The sequence below is a fragment of the Parashewanella tropica genome, assembly GCF_004358445.1.
Classification (GTDB): Bacteria; Pseudomonadota; Gammaproteobacteria; order Enterobacterales; family Shewanellaceae; genus Parashewanella; species Parashewanella tropica.
The window spans coordinates 1,410,625-1,427,661 of sequence record NZ_CP037951.1 but is presented as its reverse complement, the minus strand read 5'-3'; the positions used below and the strand labels follow the sequence as shown (position 1 = coordinate 1,427,661).

Here is a 17,037-nt window from a genome sequence, read left to right as displayed (position 1 = left end):
CAGATTATTTATACTGGTTAAATGCATTGTTTGTTCATCATCATTCTCCCTTTATTGATATGTATTATCAAAATCCAAATTTGGATAGGCGACCTAAATAGGTCGCTTTTTTTATGCTTAAAAAAGACAATAAAAAGCCTCACAAGGAGGCTTTTCAGAATCAGTAAAAAGTGTCTAATTTACTTAATACCTAACTTCTTGAAATCTTGCATAACAACAGCATTTGGTACAGAAACATATCCGTCTTTATCAACCACTTTCTGACCTTGCTTCGAAAGAATGTAACGTAAGAATTCACGCTGCATTGGCTCTAATGGCTTGTTAGGATGCTTGTTCACGTAAAGGTATAGGTAACGTGATAGTGGGTAAGTACCATTACCAGCATTTTCAGAAGTCGCTGCAACATAACGCTTGCCACGCTTAGAAATCGCTACAGCTTTTACGCCAGCAGTCTTATAGCCTATGCCAGAATAACCCACAGCATTTAGTGATTGTGAGACAGACTGAACAACAGAAGCAGAACCAGGTTGCTCGTTCACGTTTGGCTTAAAGTCACCACGGCACAATGCTTTCTTCTTAAAGTAGCCGTAGGTACCTGATACTGAGTTACGACCGTATAACTGGATGTCTTTACCAGCCCACGAACCTTTTAATCCTAAGTCGCCCCAACGTTTAACATCAGAGCCACCACAACGGTGTGTACTAGAAAAAATGCCGTCAAGCTGCTCGATACTCAAACCCTTAATTGGGTTATCTTTATGAACAAATACCGCTAGAGCATCAATTGCAACACGAACAGGGGTTGGTTTGTAACCGTATTTTTTCTCGAATGATTCTTCTTCATTCGGACGCATCTTACGACTCATTGGTCCAAACTGTGAAGTACCTTCTGTTAATGCTGGTGGTGCCGTTGAAGAACCTGCAGCCTGAATTTGAATATTTACATTAGGATATAAATCTTGGAACTCTTCAGCCCACAATGTCATCATGTTGGCCAATGTGTCAGAACCAACTGAAGATAGGTTGCCTGATACACCACTGGTTTTTTCATACTTAGGTAGCTTTGGATCTACCGCTGCGGTAGCCGCTACAGAGAATAGTCCAGCGGCGGTTAAAGTCATTGCGCCGACAAGCCTTGTCAGTTTCATGTTATGCTCCAATTGTAATCTAGCTTGTTGTTGAAAACAGTGTCAGTATCTGCTGAAAGCATGACAAATATATTACCCATTTGTTACAGCCGCATGACAATCTTACATTATTGTTTCACGTCAATAAGATGTTGAGGGATCACAAAACTAAATCGACTCCCCTTTCCTTTTTCACTTTCAATTTTCAACTCACTGTGGTGATGACTTAAGGCATGTTTTACAATCGACAACCCTAGTCCTGTTCCACCGGTATTTCTTGAGCGAGCATCATCTACGCGATAAAAACGTTCTGTTAGCCGCGCGATATGTTGTGGTTCGATACCGAATCCTGTATCCGTAACGCTGAATTCAGCACCTGTCGGAACTTTCTTCCAGCTAACATGCACTCGACCACCAGGCTCAGTGTATCTAATGGCATTTGAAATCAAGTTTGTGCAAGCGCTTCTGAGTTGCAGTTCATTACCATGAGGTTCAACGTTGTGATCACTGTCAAAAGTAACTAGGTACTCACCTCTAGCAAGTGCTTTTGCCTCTTCTTCTAGCGTGGTCATCAAGCCTTTTATATTCACAGTTTTTTGTAAATCTATGTCTGTCGCATCTTCTATTTTAGATAACACTAATAACTGCTCAACCATAGACTTCATACGTTCTGACTGTTGTCTCATCAAGCCCAAACTTCGCTGATTAAAGTCATCATTAGGCATGGTTTCTTGCATCATTTCTAAGTAGCCTTGAATAACAGTGAGCGGTGTTTTTAATTCATGTGAGACATTGGCAACAAACTCTTTTCTCATGCCTTCTAGGTTTCTGATCCGAGTGATATCTCGAGCAATTAACAGTAATTGCCTATCTCCGTAGCTTATCAATCGTATTTCGAGTAATCGTTGTTCAGATACGGGTGATGCCAACTCAAGTGGCTCATCGAAATTAGCTTTTTGTAAATAAGCAATAAAATCGGGGTGACGGATCAAGTTATCGATGCGTTGACCGTTATCTTGTGGCCATACTAGCCCTAAGTTAAGCTGAGCTAACTTATTACACCAAAGAATACTGAGCTCAGAATCGAGTACAACTGCCGCATCAGGTAATGCCTCAGCTCCTTGTCTGAACCTTGCTAACAGAGCAGCCAGTTGCCCTACTCGACGGCGGTTTTTCCCCTGTAAACGATAAATACCATTAAATACCCCCTCCCAAGTTCCACTTCCTTGAGGAGGCGTCAATCTACGATCTATCCAGAGCCAATAATTCAATCGGCTGAGTTGACGGTAATTCCAGACAATGATGCCGACAGCACCAATAAATAAGAAAATGATGATCTCTTGGAATAATACTCCAATGAGCGCAAAAATAAGAAAATAGACAATTAAGCGGGTTAATAACCGATATCCTGAATAAGACTCGTACATTCCTTCATCCGTTTATTGTTTTTTTATACACAAAAAAGCTGTTTCCTTGACCGCTAAATCATAGAAAACAGCTTTGGTACACCTGACTATTCAGGTTTTTGACCACTTTATACTCGAATTAAACTCGAGTCACTAGAATTTTACATTCTCGCAGAAAAACGATATCCCGCACCGCGAACCGTTTGGATAAGTCTATCGTGCCCTGAAGGTTCTACGGCTTTTCTTAAACGTCGAATATGCACATCAACGGTTCTGTCCTCAACATAGACGTTAGTGCCCCAAACGTTATCAAGTAGTTGCTCACGACTGTATACTCGCTCTGGGTGAGTCATAAAGAAATGCAGTAGACGAAACTCTGTTGGCCCCATATCTAACACCTGCTCACCAACCGTCACACGGTGGCTGATTGGGTCTAAAGACAAACCTTGAACATCAATGGTTTCTTCAAGTCGAGTAGGAGCTGTTCTTCTTAATACGGCTTTAATACGAGCTGTTAACTCTTTAGGTGAAAAGGGCTTGGTCATATAGTCATCAGCACCAACTTCAAGGCCTTTAACCATATCTTCTTCTTCACCGCGAGCCGTAAGCATAATAATGGGGATTTGACGAGTAAACTCATCTTGTCTCATATGCTTGGCAAATTGAATACCGTTTCCACCTGGGAACATCCAATCGAGCAATACGAGATCTGGGAAAGGCTCTTGTAACGCAGACACTGCAGAGTCATAGTCGGCTGCTGACACTGTACTGAACCCATGTTGCTCAAGTACAAAGGTCAACATTTCCCTGATGGCCAATTCATCTTCTACGATCAAAATCCTTGCTGTCATAACCGAATCTCTATTTTGTAGTGTGCTGTCCTCTTACTCACAGAAATGTAGGATTTCAGAGGTTTAGAGTAGAGGTACTAAATATGTGGCTATATTAAATGTAATTTATATTACAGAATTATGAACAATGCATACAAGCGTGTTGTAAATGATAATTTTATCTGATGAACAGTACTGTTAATCCTATTTTTCTGCTCCTCTCAAAACAAAGAACTCCGACACCATTTCTGGTATCGGAGCTATAGATATGAAACTCGTTTTACTGTGGTTTAGAACTTGTGTTCAAGCCCAAGACCAACATACTGATCGTCATGCTTTAAAGAATCAAATTTACGACTTGTAAAGAAAGCAAAGACTTTAGTCGGTTTTGCTAACTTATAATCCGCACCCGCTGACCAAGATTTACCTTTTTTATCCATATCTTGAGCTTGTGCTTTAAGAGTAATGGCATCCATAGAGTATGCAGCACTCACTAAATAACCATTTGTACTCTTACTGCCTTGGTCAGTAGATTCTTGTTGTTGGTACATACCACCAACTTTTAAATTCCCAAATTTAGTTTGAGCGGAAACACGAAGCACGTCATAACCCGCTACGTCTTTGTCATAAGCGACTGCAGCATAGAAATTTGATTTCTTCAGTTTGGCATCGCCATACATGGCCGCTAAAGAAACGCCATTTTTGTCAACTTGTTTATCGGCAGCCTCTGCAACATAGGTGGCACCGAATGTAAATCCTGAAAGCGATGGTGAAACATAGCTTACCGTTTGAGAAGGACGGTTATCGCCTTTGAAAAGGTTTTTAATATCACCATCTAAATCGTTGAATAGGTCAACTTTACCCTGTGATTTCTTCGTAATAGTGTCGTTACGACCTATCGCAACCGAACCAAAACCACCACGAATACCTAAAAACTGATTGCGGGCAGTAAAGGTATCTTTGTCATCTGAATCGATGTTTGCTTGATACTCAAGGGTATAAAACGCTTCTAAACCATTATCTAACTTAAAAGTACCTTTAACACCTAAACGAGAAGCGTTACTTTTAACTTTAGTTTCATCAGTATTATTGATTGCATTACCTTGCTTAGTCGCAAAGTCACTTTTTTGTACAGAAAGATTAACCTTACCGTATATCTTTAAAGCATCACCAACAAGAGCTGTGTCGGCAAAAGCAGTGCCCGTTGTTGCAGCAAGAATAGTGGTAGCCAAAAGTGTCTTATTGAGCATCTTCATTTTATTTTCCTAGTGATGAATGGGTCATCGGGGTTAATCAGAATCGCGGCAAATTGTGACAATATTATATTTCACTTTTATTTCAATTCAGAAATATATTTGCCTTAAAATTGCAATACAGCGTTCAACAAATTGAAATAATCATGTAGTTCATAAAATTACAGCTATATCTCCTCAATGAAGTAAGCAGAACAAATAAACGTTAATCAATGAACCCGTTTTACGTTACACTGAGCCAACTCTATTTTATACCTACAAAGGTTCAGCTTTTATGTGGTTTAAAAACCTTACTCTTTATCGATTTAACAAACCTTTTTCCATTGACACAGAGCAACTTGAACAAGCTCTTTCTTCTTTTTCATTTACGCCTTGTTCAAGCCAAGATGTCAGTAAACTTGGATTTTCAAAAGCTCTAGGAAAGCTTGGGCAAACCTTAGTTCACAGTGCCAATGGCATTCACTTAATTAGCATGACAAAAGAAGAAAAGCTTTTGCCAGCTCAAGTGGTAAAAGAAGCGGTAGATGAAAAGGTTTCAGTAATTGAAGATCAAGAAAACCGTAAAGTTACTAAAAAAGAAAAAGATGCCTTTAAAGAAGATGTCATCGCGACCCTTTTACCACGAGCATTTTCACGCCGAAGCCAAATTAAAGCTTTAATTATGCCTGAGCAGCAACTGGTTGTTGTAGATAGCTCAAGCGCAACAAAAGCAGAAGAAATGTTGTCGCTGTTAAGAAAAGCTATCGGCAGTTTGCCAATTGTTCCCGTTAGCTTTTCTGCACCAATTGAAAACACGCTTACCGCTTGGCTTGAAACCAGTGAAATCCCTGCAAGCTTTGAAGTTCAAGATGAAGCTGAACTTAAGTCTGTTTCAGAAGAAGGCGGTATTGTTCGTTTTAAGCAACAAGAATTATTTGAAGAAGAAGTACTAGCGCATATTGCCAGTGGCAAGCAAGTTCATAAGTTAGCCTTACACTTCGGACAATCGATTGCTTTTGTTGTGCAATCTGATGCTAGCTTAAAGCGCTTAAAGTTCTCTGAAGAATTTAGGGCGATTAATGATGAGGTAGGTAATGAAGATCCTATGGCAAGAATGGATGCGGATTACGCTCTAATGTGTGGTGAACTAAAAGCACTGTTTGAGTCGCTATTCAAAGCACTTGGTGGGCTAGAGTCTGAAAATTAAGACTGACTCTGTCAGCAACAGAACAGCCTTGATCAGTTAGCATATTTAAAAATTCTGATTGTGAAAGGCTATTGAAAAAAGCTTCTGCGACTCATTCTCCTCAAACAAGCTACCAGACAAAATCTAGTAATACCCACCTTCCTCCCTTAGTTATTAAAGGGCGATCAGTGGCATTTAACGAAGTTAAATTTGCAACAAAAACCCTATCTGAAACAAGGCAGGCCAACATCCATAAGCTATTTTTTTCAGCGATAAACTCTAAAAATGCATCGCACTTACAAGGTAAAGTCGATGAGTTTAATGCTGCATTAAAAGTAAAAATGGTACGATTAGTTAAACTCACCCATTTAAATGAAAAAAGGGAGCTAAGGACTTGCATACACATTTTTCATCCGGGTCAAAGCTGTAGTCAATGTTTGTGTTCATTACCTATCGAACGCCATGCCACAGCGGAAATGAGCACTGACACGTTCGATCTGACGCCTCATCAAATAGAAGCTGCAACACAAACTGAACACGTAAAAGTACATAATAGAAGCATAGCCACCGATACTGTTACCTATGTTGACGCTGCGGTTCAAACTGAGGCGCCGCCCCCTTGTTTGCCTGAACCACCAATCATAAATTCACCATTAGAAATCAGTTTGCCCTCACCTTCTTGTGGAAGTCCTGATTTTCAAGAAGGTAAACTTCCACCAATCAGAGTACGAACTCAACCTGTAGCACTAAATTATATACCTAATAAGAGTTCTAATTTACGGGAAAAATTGCACCTTAAATCTGGCAGTATACCTGCATATAGAAGCTTTTCATCAGCTAAATTACCACCGTTAAAAACGGTATCTCAATTTAAGGTCATAACCAAAAAAGATCCTCTGTCATGAGTATGAATCGCTGAATTCAGTTTTCAAATAATGAAATTGATTTCAGACTGCTGAACCAACACAAACATGTTATGATCGCAGTGTGACAGAGTTCACAATTTTACCCTACAAAAATAAGTCGTTAAGGAGTCTCAATGCAAGCGCAAGTTGCTGTCGTTATGGGATCTAAAAGTGATTGGCCGACGATGGAAGCGGCTACCGAAATCATGGATCTGTTACAAGTTCCGTATCATGTTGAAGTGGTTTCCGCTCACAGAACCCCAGATAAATTAATGCAGTTTGCCGAAACCGCGGCAGATAAAGGTTTTCAGATTATTATAGGTGGCGCAGGTGGTGCAGCTCATCTACCAGGCATGATTGCTTCTAAAACTCGTTTACCTGTGCTTGGTGTTCCTGTTCAAAGTAAAGCACTTTCAGGAATGGACAGCTTGCTATCCATTGTTCAAATGCCAAAAGGTGTAGCTGTTGGAACTCTAGCCATTGGAACTGCTGGAGCATTTAACGCGGGACTCTTAGCTTGTCAAATACTAGCAAATCACGACAAAGCACTTGCCCAGAGATTAGAAGCATTTCGCCATAAACAAACGTCAACTGTTTTAGAGAATTCCGATCCTAGGGACTAAATATGAAAAGTAGACCAAAATTATGGGTGCTTGGAAATGGTCAGCTTGGTGCTATGTTACAACAAGCGGCCAACCCGTTAGCCGTCAATGTTGAAACCATTGACATCGTTAACCCAAGTAACGAACTACTTCCCATCGAAGCAAATGACATCATTACAGCTGAAAGAGAAATGTGGCCCATTTCCAAAACCAGCAAACAGCTAAGCGACCATCCCAACTTTATCAATCATGATATTTTTGCATTACTGGCGGATCGCTACCCGCAAAAAAGTATCTTAGATCGCTTAAACATTGCTACAGCGCCATGGCAATTAGTTACTGATGAAACCACCGAAGCCGAATTGCAGCAATCATTAGGCGATAATGTTTTGCTTAAACGCAGAACAGGCGGTTATGACGGTAAAGGCCAGCACTGGTTGAGAGCAAACGAAAACCCTCAAATTCCTGATGATTGGAGTAATGAAGCCATTGCAGAACAAGGAATTCCATTCGATGAGGAAGTCTCCTTAGTCGGTGCCCGTTTAAAAGATGGTCGCTGTGTATTTTACCCTCTGACTTTAAACCTTCATCAAAATGGTATTTTGATGGCATCGGTATCCCCCTTATCTAGACTTGAGCATCTTCAATCACAAGCTGAAGAGATGCTTTCTGCCATAATGAATGATCTTGATTATGTTGGGGTCATGGCTATGGAGTGTTTCCGAGTTGGAGATAAGCTATTGGTAAATGAACTTGCCCCGCGAGTGCATAATTCAGGACATTGGACTCAAGCTGGTAGTACCATTAGTCAATTTGAATTACACGTTCGTGCAATGCTGGGATTACCCGTACCTAGGCTAAATGTTAATTTCAAAACCGCTATGGTTAATCTCATTGGTGTTGAATACGACGATAGCTGGTTGCAAGCCGCTAATGCCGAATTATATTGGTACCGTAAGGAAGTAAGAGCTGGTCGTAAAGTCGGGCATATTAACCTTTCAGTAACTGATACTTCGCTATGCACTCAGTCTCTTGAACAGTTAAAAACGCTATTACCCGAACATTATCAAGCTCCTATTGACTGGTTAACGGCTGAAATTAATACATAGCACACTCTTTTCTAACGCTAAAAATATCGATTTAATTAGAAAAATAGATAAAATGCGCTCTTTGACGTGGATCATAAAGAGCGCAGCATTTCAGGCTCTGCTATAGAGCTTTAGCTCACTTCCAAGTAAAATTCGAATATAATCGTTTTTAAAAACGAATTGTGATTTCATATTCCGGTGTAGGATACAAGTATCGTTTGAGATACTGACCATGGATACTCAGTAGTGAAGCAAAAAGATAATCTAAAATCTAAACAAATTGACCGTATCGATATTCGGTACCACATCTTACTTTTAGTTTGCCCGTTACTATTAATTATTTTTTGCTTTCAACTATTGAATCCTTTAGGCACCAATAACTTTCTGAGCATTACTTTTATTTATCTTATCTATGCACTTGGCTATAGCCTAAGTTATTACCTACACCAAAGCCGATTACATCGATTATGGCAACATCTAGAACATGTAGTGACGATTAACGAAACGACTTACGATCTCGTTAAACTGTCGAACCAATACCATGAGCAACATGATTTTTTAAATGCTCTTCTAAAAAAATCTATCAGCGCTATCAATGGAGCTGAAATGGGGAGTATCGTGGTACTCGATCACATCAATAACAAACTCACTTATGAGTCCGTTATAGGTGTGGATCATACCAAGCTCAACCGGGTTGATTTCTTTTTAGAAGATTCCTTTCAATATCAACTGACACAAGGTAAATGCGACCGCGTTGTGGTTATCAATGACATTAATGAAATTGGAACTAACAAAGAGTTATCATTACAAGCTCAAACCATTTTTAAAGAAGCTTGCTCACAGCCCATTCGCTCTACACTTTCAACACCAATTTATATCGATGATAAGCTATTTGGCATGCTGAACTTAGACAGTAGTCAGTACGAAGCCTTTAACGACTATGACAGTAATTTGGTTAGTATTTTGACTCAAGAGGCCTGTAACGCTCTAAGTCTTTATCAAAAAAATCAACAGATCCATAAGCTAGCCAACTTTGATCCTTTGACACAATTATTCAATCGACAGGCTTTTGAGCAAAAATTAAAAGCTTGGAATCTCAAACCTCACCTAGGAAGTTTTTTGATCATTATCGACATGGATAATTTGAAGCAATTCAATGACAATCTTGGTCATCAAGTTGGAGACACTGCCATCAAGTCGTTATCTGATGTATTAAGGCAAAACTGGTCAGAAGACGCTTTATTAGGTCGATTTGGTGGCGATGAATTTATCGTCGTAACTCACGGTCCTTTAAGTCTATTGAAGCAGAAAATAGAAAAGATACAACAGCAATTAATGCATCAATCAGGGATCGAGTTTAGCTATGGCATCGCTAAATATGACAATGGATGGCAAAAGTCGTTTAAGAAGGCTGACTCAGAGATGTATTTACAAAAGCGGGCGAAAAAGAACACCCGCAGACAAGATGCAAGTTAGCCGAAAAACAAACGCCATAACCAAGAACGATCTAAGTCTTTTTTACAAGAGCGATACTGTTTCGCGTATTTTAGAGAACGACTATTGACCTTATTGGCGACTCGTAATAACCATTTCTTTTTATTGTGAGAACCGCGGCGATAACCACCCCACCCTTCATGGTAATTGAGGTATTGGCGTTTCGCATCCCACTTAGAAACACCATTTATTTTATGGGTTTTATAAATAAACCACCCCATAAAATCCATAGCGTCATCAAAATTACTTCGATCCGACCAAGAGTTCCCAGTTTCTTTAACATAGTCATCCCACGTCATGGTCTTGGCTTGTGCGTAACCATAGGCGGAACTAGCTCTTCCTATAGGGATAAAGCCCAAGAAATACTCCATAGGAGGCGCGGCATTATGTCGAAATGAACTTTCTTGGTACATCATTGCAATTGGAACATGCACCGGAACGCCCCATTTATCTCGGGTATCTTTAGCGGCATCATACCAACTACGATGTTCTTTAAAGATTTCACAAATATTATCAGGATTCTGTGGTGGCGGCGTGGCACATCCACCTAAGACAAGTAAACCAACAGATACAAGGATTCCATTAGCCAGACGTTTTGTTGTTTTTTCCCTGTTGTTCACACGAAACCTCTTGTTTTTTCCATGATACGACTTGCCAATAATCTGTATTCAACACAGGCTGAGGCAATGGTTGTTTTATTTTAGCCGCTAAATGATAACGATAACCGGGTTTAAAGGACAGCATACGCGTTTTTGGAGTGCGATATTTGAGGGCAACATCAAGCTCAGGGGCATGAATAAGTGCAGCAACCTTAATTGTGTGTGTTCCCGCTGGTAATTCATAAACGGGCTGAGGAGGTACGGGGATACCATCTATGTCAAGGATCATCACTGAGTACAATCCTTGATTGGGATCTGGCACTAAATAGCTTGAAACTTGGCTACAATTTTGTGGGATTCGACTCGTGCAGCCCAAAAGTGTAAATGTTAAAATTGCTACTAGTGCCAACCTCACCAAATTAATCCCTCAAATAATGAAAATAATCTTGTAGATAGTCATCAAAAAGTTGAACTGACTCGATCTCCAATTGTTGCTGCTGTTTCAAAGAAACCTCAGCTTGTTGTCGATAATCCGCAACTTCATCATCAGATAATTGAGTTTGAGACAACTCTTGCTGATATTGGTGAGCAAGAGACATTACCCAAGGCCCATGATCTTCATTATTACTGACAAACTCATTCAGTACCTTGCCAGATAACGTTGAATCAGGATCGTCAATGCCTTTTTGCCATAAAGCTAAAGCTTCATGGTAACTAGCTGTTTTTTCATCGTCCATTAAATCAGCAATTGGCTTTAATTGTTCAAAAATGTCTGACAACCACTGAGTGACCTCTATCGTTTCACCATGGTGACTTAGCTGTAGATTAGGCTGACGACCTTGCAAAATGATTTTTTCCAAGTTATCAGACATTTCTTTTTCATCTTCATCAGAGATGTGTTTCGATGGTGTCAGCAAACAATATAGTAAAAACAAGTCTAAAAATCGTACCTGATCTTCACTGATGCCGAATGGAGAGTATGGGTTAACATCTAATGCCCTTACTTCTATATATTCAACACCACCACGCGCTAAAGCATCAGAAGGTTTTTCACCCGCTTGCGCAACACGTTTAGGACGAATAGGAGCATAAAATTCATTTTCAATCTGCAGAATATTGGCATTTAACTGGCGATAATCATCACCCACTTTCACACCAATATCTGCAAATTTTGCAGAGGGAAGACGGATAGCGCGCTTCATACCTTCAAGATATTCAGCTAATGAATTATAGCTGATGCCTAAGGTATCTTGTTCTTTATTGGTATAACCTAGATCACTCATTCGCAAAGACGTAGCATAAGGTAAATATAAAGTACCTAAACCTGACTTTTTAAAAGGTAGATCGGTATCCAAACCTTTTAAGAATGAACCGCAAAGCGCAGGCGAAGCACCAAATAAATACGGCAATATCCACATTTGTCTGCGATAGTTACGGATCAAACCAAAGTAAGACTCTGAAATAAACTCTTCAAGAGTTAAATCAGAATTGGATTGTTTATACAAGAGTTCCCATAACTCTTGGCTCACCGAGAAGTTAAAATGCACGCCAGATATAATTTGCATTTGAGCGCCATAACGATGAGTTAAACCTACTCGGTACAAGGTCTTTAGCTGACCAACATTTGATGTACCATATTGAGCAACTGGGATCTTGTTCGGTTCTTTGACAAAGCATGGCATGCTCACAGGCCATAAGACCTCAGAATCAATATTGTTTATGGCATAAACATGCGTTTTTTTAAGATCATTGAATAAGCTAGGAATATCATCAAAAACTGGGGTAATGAACTCTAGTAACGATTCACTATAATCAGTTGTAATTCGAGAGTGGGTCAGTGCAGAACCAAGCGCTTTAGAGTGAGGTTTTGATGAAAGTTGTCCATCACTTTTTACTCTTAACGCTTCACGTTCTATACCTCTACGAATACCGCTTAACGCTCTTTTGCCACTTGGGTTATCTAAAGCGGCGAGGTTTTGACCAAATGTCTTCAAAATAGACTTCTCTCGTTAACTAATACAGAGTCAAAGATGGGGATTATACTCTCTGACTTCAAGACCACAATATAGCTCATTGATAAATTACAATATCATAAGTACCTAACCATAAGTTTCAAAGAACTGATCGAACTGCTACGTAATGTAGTTAATCGACTGCTTAAAATAACAACAAAGAATAAAAAAGTTAATTTTATTACTATATGTTATATAAAAATGGCATTTGTCATTATATTCATACTCCAGCTAGAATGGGTGAAAATAATTAAAAGTTAGAGATCTAGCTGTACCGCTCGCTTTCTTTTTATAGTCTTGCAATTAAATCTTGGACAATTCATGTTTCTACAAAAACTAAAACAGATCCCTTTCTGGCAAAAAGTGATTGCTGGTTTCATTCTTGGAGCTACTGTTGGCCTCATTCTTGGGGAGCAAGCTACAGCACTAAAACCATTAGGCGACTTATTTATCAGTGCCATCAAAATGCTAGTAGCACCACTGATTTTTTGCGCTATCGTTACCAGCATCACCTCACATAATTCATCAGATGGTAGCTTAAAGTGGTTAACCGCGAAAACACTTACCATGTTTATGGTCACAGGTGCTTTAGCCTCTTTAATCGGATTAACCATTGGAAGCGTAATTGACATGGGCGGTACAATGCAGCTCGCTACATCTGAGGTTCGCGAGCGTAACATCCCGGGCTTTGCTCAAGTCTTGTTAGACATGATCCCTGTTAACCCATTTGCAGCACTAGCTGAAGGTAAAGTGCTTCAAATTATCGTCTTTGCTGCATTAATTGGCATTTCAATTAATAAAGTTGGTGAAAAAGCTCAGCCTTTAAAACAAGCGATTGATGCTGGCGCTGAGGTTATGTACAGCTTAACTAGCTTAGTACTTAAACTGACTCCAATTGGTGTATTTGGCTTAATGGCTTGGGTTGTGGGTAAATATGGCCTATCAACCATGTTGCCTTTAGCTAAGTTTATTGGCGCCATCTATCTAGCAGCATTCATTCATATCATTTTTGTTTACGGTGGATTTGTCACCTTTATTGCTAAGCTAAACCCAATTCAGTTTTTCCGTAAAGCACTGCCTGCGCAACTGGTGGCTTTTACAACTGCCTCTAGCTTCGGAACTCTACCAGCTAGTACTCGCAGTACAGAATCAATGGGAGTATCTAAAGGTTACCGCTCATTTGTACTACCACTGGGTGCGACTATGAATATGGATGGGTGTGGTGGTATTTATCCTGCGATTGCAGCCATCTTTATCGCCCAAATTTTTGGTGTTCCACTGGAAGCTAAAGATTATCTACTGATTGCAGCTACTGCAACCATTGCGTCTATCGGAACAGCAGGTGTTCCTGGTAGTGCTATGGTAATGCTGACGGTTACTTTAGGCGTTGTTGGGTTACCACTTGAAGGTATCGCATTTATTGCAGCCATAGATCGAGTTATTGATATGATCCGCACCGCTACAAATGTAACAGGAGATATGATGACAGCCGTTGTTGTCGGTAAGTCTGAAGGACAACTGGATGAAGAGCAGTTCTATTCAAACGAACCATTACCTGAAGATCATAAGCAAGTCGCTTAAATCAAATTGGGGGCTGGATAGAGGTATCTAGCCCTGTTTATTGTTCATTTTTTTCGAGAATTCTACCTATTAACCCTCTGAAATCACCTGTTATTCAGCCTTTATTAGGTTAACAAAGTTTAAGCTGCATTTTAGACCCTCAACGATATACTTTAACGTATGTAAGCCATGGGTTCATTCATAACCTATATACTTCTCATGGCTAATCACTCTAATTTCAAGGTGGTGTTATGGCAGCTCCAGCAGGCTCTACTCAACGACTCGATACAAGTATTGCTCCAGAAGTCAGTGCAACTACAACGGTAAGCATCTATTCTCGAGGTCAAGAATCCGTTTTTGAACAATTTATTGGTATCTTAAATAGTCAACCTCAAGAACGTTGCTATCCAGATACTCGCAGTGATGACGCTACGCTCGCTATACGGCATGTGATTCAAGGTTCAAACCACAGAAGTATATTTGAAGCTTTGAGCTTCATGGCAGCATTGAGTGCAACAATTGATACTCCAACAACTCCAGATACTCCGGCAGCGACAGAGACTAAACCTCAATGGGTTATCAATAAGCCTAAAAATCAGACCAATGCAGATCCTAGTTCTCAGACTGTTGTCTTCGGATACCAGTTTTCAGACGGTACTTATGCCGATTTAAACCGTTTGGACAATGTGCCTGAAAGTGAATTAACAGCATTTCAAACAAAACATAACTTCAAAACGTTAGAGTACTCTGATGATGACGAAGTTATTTTTCGTGACGGCTTTGATGGTTCCTTACGTGGAGCAGAAAACCCAATTCAACACCAAGAATACGCCCTACTTCCTTTACCAGCACTTGCAGGAGATACTTTAAAGGTCAATGATACAAAGGGTGAAGATGTTGGTAAGCAATCAGAAGCGGCAGCCCAACAGCTGAAGAAAGAATTAGATAGTGCTGAGCAATCTTTTGAGACTGTTAGGCAATCAACCGATAACCAGTTGGCTGACAGTAAAAAAGCCTCAAGTGAGCATCAGCGAAAAGCTGAAGAACAAAAGCAGTAGTTAAAGCTGGTCGTTAAAAACAATAAAGGGCAAACATATGGTTTGCCCTTTTTGTTTTCGATTTATTAAACTACAGCATCATCTTGATTCTCAGGTAATGCTTTTTCAAAAGCGGCTAACTTATGGCAATTATCCCAAATTCGAATGATATTAGGATAGCTATCTAACGGCACGTTAAATCGCTTAGCGTTATACACTTGCGGAATCAAACATACATCAGCCAAGGTTACAGAGTCCCCAAAGCAATACTCACCACAGTGCTGCTCTAATAATACCTCTAACGCTTTAAACCCTTTATGGATCCAATGGTGATACCAAGCCGATTTTTGCTCGTCAGTCACTTCAAGATCATTAGATAAGTATTGTAAGATACCAAGGTTATTAAGCGGATGGACATCGCAAGCCACTAGCAACGCCATACTATTTACAATTGCACGTTCAGCGGCAGATTCAGGCAGTAATTTAACTGACTTAGACGTTTGCTCAAGATAATCAATAATCGCAAGTGATTGAGTAAGCTTTAGATCAGTTCCTGAAGCCGCATCTTTAACTACCAATGTTGGTACTAACTCTTGGGGATTAAGGTCAATATATTCAGGCTTATGTTGCTGACCACCGTCTTTAACAAGGTGAACTGAAATATGTTCTGCTTCCAACCCTTTAAGGTTCAGAGCAATTCGAACACGATATGCGGCACTTGAGCGCCAATAACCATATAGTTTCATAGTATATTCGTCCTAACGTAAAACGGGGCGTAAAGCCCCGTTTAAGTGTCTAATGAAGGTTAAGCTTTATACTCAACCACTTTTTGGTCTATCGAGCCAAAAATGTTGTTGCCTTGATCATCAAACATTTCAATACGAACGCGATCACCAAACTTCATAAACGAAGTGCTTGGCTTACCATCGGCAATAGTCTCAAGCATACGCTTTTCAGCTAAACAACTCGAACCAGCGCTGCGGTCATAGTTAGAGATAGTCCCTGAACCGACAATAGCACCTGCACCCATTGGGCGAGTTTTAGCAACGTGAGAAACTAATGTTGCAAAGTCAAACGTCATGTCTACACCCGCATTTGGACGACCAAATAACTCATCATTCAAGTGAGTGACTAGAGGTAAGTGAACCTTGCTTTCTTGCCACTTATCGCCTAACTCGTCAGGCGTAATGGCAACTGGAGAAAAGCTGCTTGATGGCTTTGACTGGAAGAAACCAAAACCTTTAGCAAGCTCAGCAGGGATCAAACCACGTAAAGAGACATCATTAACTAACATAAGTAGCTTGATATGATCTGCTGCATTCTCAGCAGAAATACCCATTGGTACATCGTCAGTCACAACCGCAATTTCAGATTCAAAATCAATGCCCCACTCTTCACTGCCTAGCTCAATGTTTGCTCTAGGAGCAATAAAACAATCTGAACCACCTTGATAAACTAATGGGTCAGTCCAAAACGTTTCTGGCATTTCAGCATTACGAGCCTTACGAACTAATTCAACATGGTTTACGTATGCACTACCATCAGCCCACTGATAAGCACGAGGGAAAGGAGAAAGGCATTGGCTTTCATCAAAATCAACTGTGTTATCTAATTGGCCATCATTTAATGCGTCATATAACTCTTTTAACTGAGGTTCTAACAAATCCCAAGAGTCCATTAACTGCTGCATAGTATGAGCAATAGCAGGTACTGCAACAGCTTTAGTTAGATCTCGACTTACCAGCATTAATTGACCATCACGACGGCCATTATTGTATGTAGCTAATTTCATGAATACTCCTAAGTAGGGTCGCTGAAGCCTGATTTTTCAGAGGGAGTCTGAAAGGCTCTAGCTTTATTTAAATTATTTGGTCTATATGAATACAGTAATTTTTAATAAAAGAAAACAGCGTGAACTAAATCACACTGTTTTTTTTATCAAACTGCTTTAAACGTAAA

At 40.0% G+C, this 17,037-nt stretch carries 16 protein-coding genes; 7 read left to right on the top strand and 9 right to left on the bottom strand.

Annotation, left to right across the window (positions count from 1 at the left end; all coding sequences use genetic code 11):
- Positions 1 to 179 precede the first annotated feature (179 nt).
- From E2H97_RS06115 to E2H97_RS06100, 4 genes are all read right to left on the bottom strand, one after another.
- A complete protein-coding gene (locus tag E2H97_RS06115; protein WP_133406315.1) occupies positions 180 to 1,148 on the bottom strand; it encodes a PstS family phosphate ABC transporter substrate-binding protein in 969 nt (322 codons plus the stop codon).
- Positions 1,149 to 1,255: 107 nt separating this feature from the next.
- Positions 1,256 to 2,554 (bottom strand): phosphate regulon sensor histidine kinase PhoR, encoded by a 1,299-nt coding sequence (gene phoR, locus E2H97_RS06110; RefSeq protein WP_133406314.1) that lies wholly within the window; start codon positions 2,552 to 2,554, stop codon positions 1,256 to 1,258.
- 140 nt (positions 2,555 to 2,694) lie between these two features.
- On the bottom strand, positions 2,695 to 3,384 hold the full coding sequence (gene phoB / locus E2H97_RS06105; protein ID WP_133406313.1) for a phosphate regulon transcriptional regulator PhoB: 690 nt from the start codon (positions 3,382 to 3,384) through the stop codon (positions 2,695 to 2,697).
- Positions 3,385 to 3,653: 269 nt separating this feature from the next.
- Complete coding sequence (locus tag E2H97_RS06100; protein ID WP_133406312.1) at positions 3,654 to 4,619, bottom strand: porin; 966 nt, start codon at positions 4,617 to 4,619, stop codon at positions 3,654 to 3,656.
- Positions 4,620 to 4,890: 271 nt separating this feature from the next.
- Here E2H97_RS06100 and rdgC point away from each other — a divergent pair, with 271 nt between their 5' ends.
- The 5 genes from rdgC to E2H97_RS06075 all read left to right on the top strand — a co-directional run bounded on the left by rdgC (position 4,891) and on the right by E2H97_RS06075 (position 9,852).
- A complete protein-coding gene (rdgC, locus tag E2H97_RS06095) occupies positions 4,891 to 5,802 on the top strand; it encodes a recombination-associated protein RdgC (RefSeq protein ID WP_133406311.1) in 912 nt (303 codons plus the stop codon).
- Positions 5,803 to 5,969: 167 nt separating this feature from the next.
- On the top strand, positions 5,970 to 6,686 hold the full coding sequence (locus E2H97_RS06090) for a hypothetical protein (protein ID WP_133406310.1): 717 nt from the start codon (positions 5,970 to 5,972) through the stop codon (positions 6,684 to 6,686).
- A gap of 134 nt (positions 6,687 to 6,820) precedes the next feature.
- Positions 6,821 to 7,309, top strand: a complete 489-nt coding sequence (purE, locus tag E2H97_RS06085) for a 5-(carboxyamino)imidazole ribonucleotide mutase (protein ID WP_133406309.1) — start codon at positions 6,821 to 6,823, stop codon at positions 7,307 to 7,309.
- 2 nt (positions 7,310 to 7,311) lie between these two features.
- Entirely contained in the window at positions 7,312 to 8,397 is a 1,086-nt protein-coding gene (purK, locus tag E2H97_RS06080; protein WP_133406308.1) for a 5-(carboxyamino)imidazole ribonucleotide synthase, read from the top strand.
- Positions 8,398 to 8,622: 225 nt separating this feature from the next.
- Positions 8,623 to 9,852: a sensor domain-containing diguanylate cyclase gene (locus tag E2H97_RS06075; RefSeq protein WP_133406307.1), complete on the top strand. Its 1,230-nt coding sequence runs from the start codon at positions 8,623 to 8,625 to the stop codon at positions 9,850 to 9,852.
- On the opposite strand, the gene E2H97_RS06070 is transcribed toward E2H97_RS06075, so the two are convergent.
- From E2H97_RS06070 to gshA, 3 genes are all read right to left on the bottom strand, one after another.
- Complete coding sequence (locus E2H97_RS06070) at positions 9,849 to 10,460, bottom strand: transglycosylase SLT domain-containing protein (RefSeq protein WP_133408581.1); 612 nt, start codon at positions 10,458 to 10,460, stop codon at positions 9,849 to 9,851. The genes E2H97_RS06075 and E2H97_RS06070 overlap by 4 nt on opposite strands.
- Positions 10,453 to 10,761 (bottom strand): hypothetical protein, encoded by a 309-nt coding sequence (locus E2H97_RS06065; protein WP_133406306.1) that lies wholly within the window; start codon positions 10,759 to 10,761, stop codon positions 10,453 to 10,455. Before E2H97_RS06065 ends, E2H97_RS06070 begins: the two co-directional genes overlap by 8 nt.
- 127 nt (positions 10,762 to 10,888) lie before the next feature.
- Positions 10,889 to 12,466, bottom strand: coding sequence for a glutamate--cysteine ligase (gene gshA, locus E2H97_RS06060; protein WP_425466807.1), 1,578 nt, complete (start codon positions 12,464 to 12,466; stop codon positions 10,889 to 10,891).
- Positions 12,467 to 12,802: 336 nt separating this feature from the next.
- On the opposite strand from gshA, the gene E2H97_RS06055 reads away from it, so the two are divergent.
- Both E2H97_RS06055 and E2H97_RS06050 read left to right on the top strand, forming a co-directional pair.
- Positions 12,803 to 14,062, top strand: coding sequence for a dicarboxylate/amino acid:cation symporter (locus tag E2H97_RS06055; protein WP_133406304.1), 1,260 nt, complete (start codon positions 12,803 to 12,805; stop codon positions 14,060 to 14,062).
- Between the two features lie 230 nt (positions 14,063 to 14,292).
- Positions 14,293 to 15,099 carry a hypothetical protein gene (locus E2H97_RS06050; protein ID WP_133406303.1) on the top strand — a complete coding sequence of 269 codons (807 nt, stop codon included), beginning with the start codon at positions 14,293 to 14,295 and terminating at the stop codon, positions 15,097 to 15,099.
- A gap of 65 nt (positions 15,100 to 15,164) precedes the next feature.
- On the opposite strand, the gene maiA is transcribed toward E2H97_RS06050, so the two are convergent.
- On the bottom strand, positions 15,165 to 15,824 hold the full coding sequence (maiA, locus tag E2H97_RS06045; protein WP_133406302.1) for a maleylacetoacetate isomerase: 660 nt from the start codon (positions 15,822 to 15,824) through the stop codon (positions 15,165 to 15,167).
- 59 nt (positions 15,825 to 15,883) lie between these two features.
- Positions 15,884 to 16,870: a fumarylacetoacetate hydrolase family protein gene (locus E2H97_RS06040; protein ID WP_133406301.1), complete on the bottom strand. Its 987-nt coding sequence runs from the start codon at positions 16,868 to 16,870 to the stop codon at positions 15,884 to 15,886.
- Positions 16,871 to 17,037 lie beyond the last annotated feature (167 nt).